8 protein-coding genes are annotated in these 3,741 nt (G+C 21.4%); 5 read left to right on the top strand and 3 right to left on the bottom strand.

Going from position 1 to position 3,741, the window contains the following annotated elements; all coding sequences use genetic code 4:
- Positions 1 to 66 precede the first annotated feature (66 nt).
- From TS70_RS08870 to TS70_RS06060, 3 genes are read left to right on the top strand one after another with little or no spacing between them, the layout of a single operon-like run.
- The gene (locus tag TS70_RS08870) at positions 67 to 405 is read left to right on the top strand and encodes a site-specific DNA-methyltransferase (protein WP_198049716.1); all 339 of its coding nucleotides are present in this window, start codon (positions 67 to 69) and stop codon (positions 403 to 405) included.
- Entirely contained in the window at positions 380 to 505 is a 126-nt protein-coding gene (locus TS70_RS08165) for a hypothetical protein (RefSeq protein ID WP_255516892.1), read from the top strand. Before TS70_RS08870 ends, TS70_RS08165 begins: the two co-directional genes overlap by 26 nt.
- Before the next feature lie 2 nt (positions 506 to 507).
- Positions 508 to 678 (top strand): hypothetical protein, encoded by a 171-nt coding sequence (locus tag TS70_RS06060; protein ID WP_198049715.1) that lies wholly within the window; start codon positions 508 to 510, stop codon positions 676 to 678.
- Positions 679 to 936: 258 nt separating this feature from the next.
- Here the strand turns inward: TS70_RS06060 and TS70_RS06050 are convergent, their stop codons facing one another.
- The 3 genes from TS70_RS06050 to TS70_RS06045 form a co-directional block, all read right to left on the bottom strand.
- A complete protein-coding gene (locus tag TS70_RS06050) occupies positions 937 to 1,716 on the bottom strand; it encodes a hypothetical protein (protein WP_198049713.1) in 780 nt (259 codons plus the stop codon).
- A 392-nt stretch (positions 1,717 to 2,108) separates the two neighbouring features.
- Positions 2,109 to 2,234, bottom strand: coding sequence for a hypothetical protein (locus TS70_RS08160; RefSeq protein WP_255516891.1), 126 nt, complete (start codon positions 2,232 to 2,234; stop codon positions 2,109 to 2,111).
- Between the two features lie 45 nt (positions 2,235 to 2,279).
- A complete protein-coding gene (locus TS70_RS06045) occupies positions 2,280 to 2,618 on the bottom strand; it encodes a hypothetical protein (protein ID WP_198049712.1) in 339 nt (112 codons plus the stop codon).
- Between the two features lie 130 nt (positions 2,619 to 2,748).
- On the opposite strand from TS70_RS06045, the gene TS70_RS06040 reads away from it, so the two are divergent.
- Together TS70_RS06040 and TS70_RS06035 are read left to right on the top strand one after the other, a co-directional pair.
- Positions 2,749 to 3,243: a Panacea domain-containing protein gene (locus TS70_RS06040; protein ID WP_198049711.1), complete on the top strand. Its 495-nt coding sequence runs from the start codon at positions 2,749 to 2,751 to the stop codon at positions 3,241 to 3,243.
- Entirely contained in the window at positions 3,215 to 3,700 is a 486-nt protein-coding gene (locus TS70_RS06035; RefSeq protein WP_198049710.1) for a hypothetical protein, read from the top strand. Before TS70_RS06040 ends, TS70_RS06035 begins: the two co-directional genes overlap by 29 nt.
- The last annotated feature ends 41 nt before the right edge of the window (positions 3,701 to 3,741 follow it).

Here is a 3,741-nt window from a genome sequence, read left to right as displayed (position 1 = left end):
TTGAAAAGAATAAAAGGACCTATAAGTCCTTTTTTAAATTAATCGTACAAATTTCATAAATATAATATATTTATAAAAAACCCATTAGTTATAGCAATATTTGACATCAAGATATGCAAACTGTTTATCAAATTACANNNAATAATAATAATAATAATAATAATAATCAATTTATTAGGAAATATTAAACACCCTACTGTAAAAGATATTAATTTAATTAAATTACAAATTAACAAGCATAGTAAAATTGGCGATACTGTATTAGATCCTTTTTTAGGAAGTGGTACTACTGCTATTGCTTGTGAACAACTTAATAGAAAATGAATTGGAATTAAAATAAACGAAAAATATTATAATGTTGCAAAGGAGCGATTAAAATATGTACAACCAACATTATTCTATTAAAATAAAATGTAATGAATGTAATAAAAATATTAATCACGGTAATATTGTTGCTAAAAATAATAAAGTAATGCATTATCTTTGTTATAAAAAAGATAAATAAAAATGAAACCTAAAAAACAACAAGTTGTAATTAGAAATATTAATGTTTATCTTAACAAAGAACAAGAAAAAGTATGAAATGCATTACCTGATTTATATACTAATAGTCAAAAAATACAACACTTTATTAACTATTATATTGTAAATAATAAAGGAGATAAAGATAATGAATAATTATATTTTATGTTATCGAACAGAAAAAGGTAATCGCCCATGTAAAAATCCGCGTGGTGAATATATAATTGGAATTGATAAACAAGATGTAGATATTAATTCAACTGAATACTGAGAATATTATAAAAATAATTATGGAGAAAATAATTTAGTTATTTGTAAAGTTAAAAATTTAGACTTAATATTAGAANNNAAAAAATAACCTTAATTGGTTATTTTTTAAATTTAATAATTAACTTACCAATTTTCTTTTAATTTTTAAATTCCTAATTTTTTATAAAGTATTATATTTTGAATTATATCTGTATCAAATTTTCCAAATATTATATTTCCATATTCAGTACTTATTTTTACACTTAAATTATCATCTAGTGTTGGTATATATCTTGTTCATTCAACACTACCGTTATAATTTAAAGGTGTTTCAATAGGAGTAGTTAAAGTATCATTCTGTTGATACTTATAAATTACTCATAATTTATATTGATATTTTGTTTTATCAAAACCTTTAATATTATATGTGAGTGCCTTTGGATTAAAATCACTAGTATCAACTACTTCTCAATCATTACCAGTATTAATAGGAATATCACCATTACCTAATAATGAATTACCATTAATAGTTTTAATATTTACACCACTTACTAATTTATCTTGTTTAAGAATAATATCTTGCGATGTTTTAACAATATACTTATTATTTTCTTTATCAATATAATTTTTATCTAAATCACTATCTTTAATAACGTCAGTTGGTATATCACCACCTTGTTTTGCTTTTCAAATTCCATTATCATTATAAATAGTATCATTATCAAAAGGTACTGATAATTCATTATTAGAATTATATACTATTGATTTATTATCAATTTTTATATTTTTTAAGTAATTATCAATATATTTTGCTAATAATTCTTGTGATATTTCAATTTGTCATATACCACTTTTTTCAGTATCTACTCAAGGAATAATAGATAAAGTATTAGATCTAAATATACTATTTTTTCATACATATTTAGCATCTGCTTCACTTAACATAATTGGTCTATCTTTATGATTAGTATCAGTACGACCAAATCATGTATGATATTCATTTTTAAAACCATAATTATCAGGGTTTATTTTAGTTATAGCTTGTGATTTATAAAACTTTGCTTTTTCTAATAAACTAATAACATCAGGTGAAAATTCTATCTTAATATTACTAGGATATGTATAACTTGCTACACTATCGCTACTATTCTCACCACCACTAGAATATTCAATTCCAGTTCTTATTAAATATTGAGTTTGTAAACAACAAGCAATTTTTACATAATTAATGCGTTTTTTATCAATTTCACTATTTGGGTCAAGTAAAGGAAACTCAGTTTCTAAACGATAACCACAAATACTATCTAATTGTAAACTTGCTCTTGTAATACCCTCAATTAAATAATTTGAAATATTATCATCATAAAGTTTTTACCATATTGTGCTACTAATTTATCAAAACCCTCTCAATTTTTAAACTCTTCTAATGTTATTAATTTAAAACTTTCTAATTTTATTACCATAATTTCACCTCTATGCACCACCATTATAAACAAAAAAAGTCTTTTTTAGACTTTAATTGTTTTATTAGATAATTTAATATCTTTTTTAGAAATTGATTTTTTAGCTCTTTGAACTTTAACAATTTGATTAAACTCATCTTGACTAATAGATTTATTTGTTTCTAATGTTTGTGCTCATTCTGTATTACCAAGCCCCAAAGTATTAGCAGTTTGAATTAAACCTAAATGAATAGCATCTAATGTTTCTTGTCCGACTACTTTATTTGTAGACTCTTTAAGTTTATTTTTAGATACTTTTTTAATTAAAAGTTCCAATCCTTTATAACCTAAAATACCTACAAAACAAGCACCAGCACCAATACCAACTAAGATTTCATAACTCATATTTTATTTTCCTTTCTTAATTTTACGACACCATCTTAACATCAACACAAAAATAATCAACAATAAATAAAGGTATTTACATTTATTTATATTTTTATATAATTTAACTAATAAAGAAAGGGTGTCGGAAATGAAAAAAATAAATAATAAAATAAATAATAAATTATTTTCTATTGTATCTTATTTAATTAATAATCATAAAATTACTGAACCAGTAAAATTGCAAAAAGTTTTATATTTTTTATATTTAGATTATTTAAAACAATATGATGAAAAATTATTTGAGGATGAATTTGAAGCATGAGTTTATGGACCAGTGTTAAGAAAAGTTTATTATCATTTAAGATATGTAGGAATAAATTTTGATGAATATGAAAATTTTAAAGAAAATAAATATATTTATACTAAAATAGCCCCCCTAGAAGATAAAAAAATAATAAAATTTATAGATGAAAAAATAGAAAAATATAAAAATAAAGATACCTTTGTTTTGGTTGAAGAAGCACATAATACTGAACCTTGAATAAATGCAAGAAAAGGACTAGAAAGACATGAAACATCAAGAGAAAAAATAAAGTTTTCAGACATGGAAAAATTTGTTAAAAATGAAAGTAATAGTTGATAGCAGTTTATATAAAGAAAATTGCATATTTTATGAAATAGATTATGAAAATAAAATAATATTCACTTTCAAAACTGATGATAAAATAGTTAATAAAATTACTAAAAAATATAATGATTTTATTAATAAAATGAAAAAAGGAAAAAATATAAATAAATTGAATTCTAATTTTGTTTCAAATAAGGATATTGAACATAGACGTTTAATTTATGAAATTTTAGGAAGATTAGGAATTGATGAAGACTTAATTGAACAAGAAATTTATGAAAATTTAATTTATAAAATAGAAGTGTGAAAACAAATAAGAATGTTTTTTCTTTGTGAAAATACAATAGAAAAAATAATTATAAAACCATTATTTTTAGACTTAAATCACGTAATTTTTAATGATAATAATTTTATTAAAAATTATAATATTTGTTGAATATGTAAAGAAAAAATATGTAAATGGATGGGTTAAAATAAATTGGACAACAATAATGTGGAGTAAGGATTATAATT

The sequence above is a fragment of the Spiroplasma sp. hyd1 genome, assembly GCF_016082235.1.
GTDB lineage: Bacteria > Bacillota_I > Bacilli_A > Mycoplasmatales > Mycoplasmataceae > Spiroplasma > Spiroplasma poulsonii.
The sequence above is the reverse complement of the archived record's forward strand: the minus strand, read 5'-3'. Positions and strand labels throughout refer to the sequence as shown.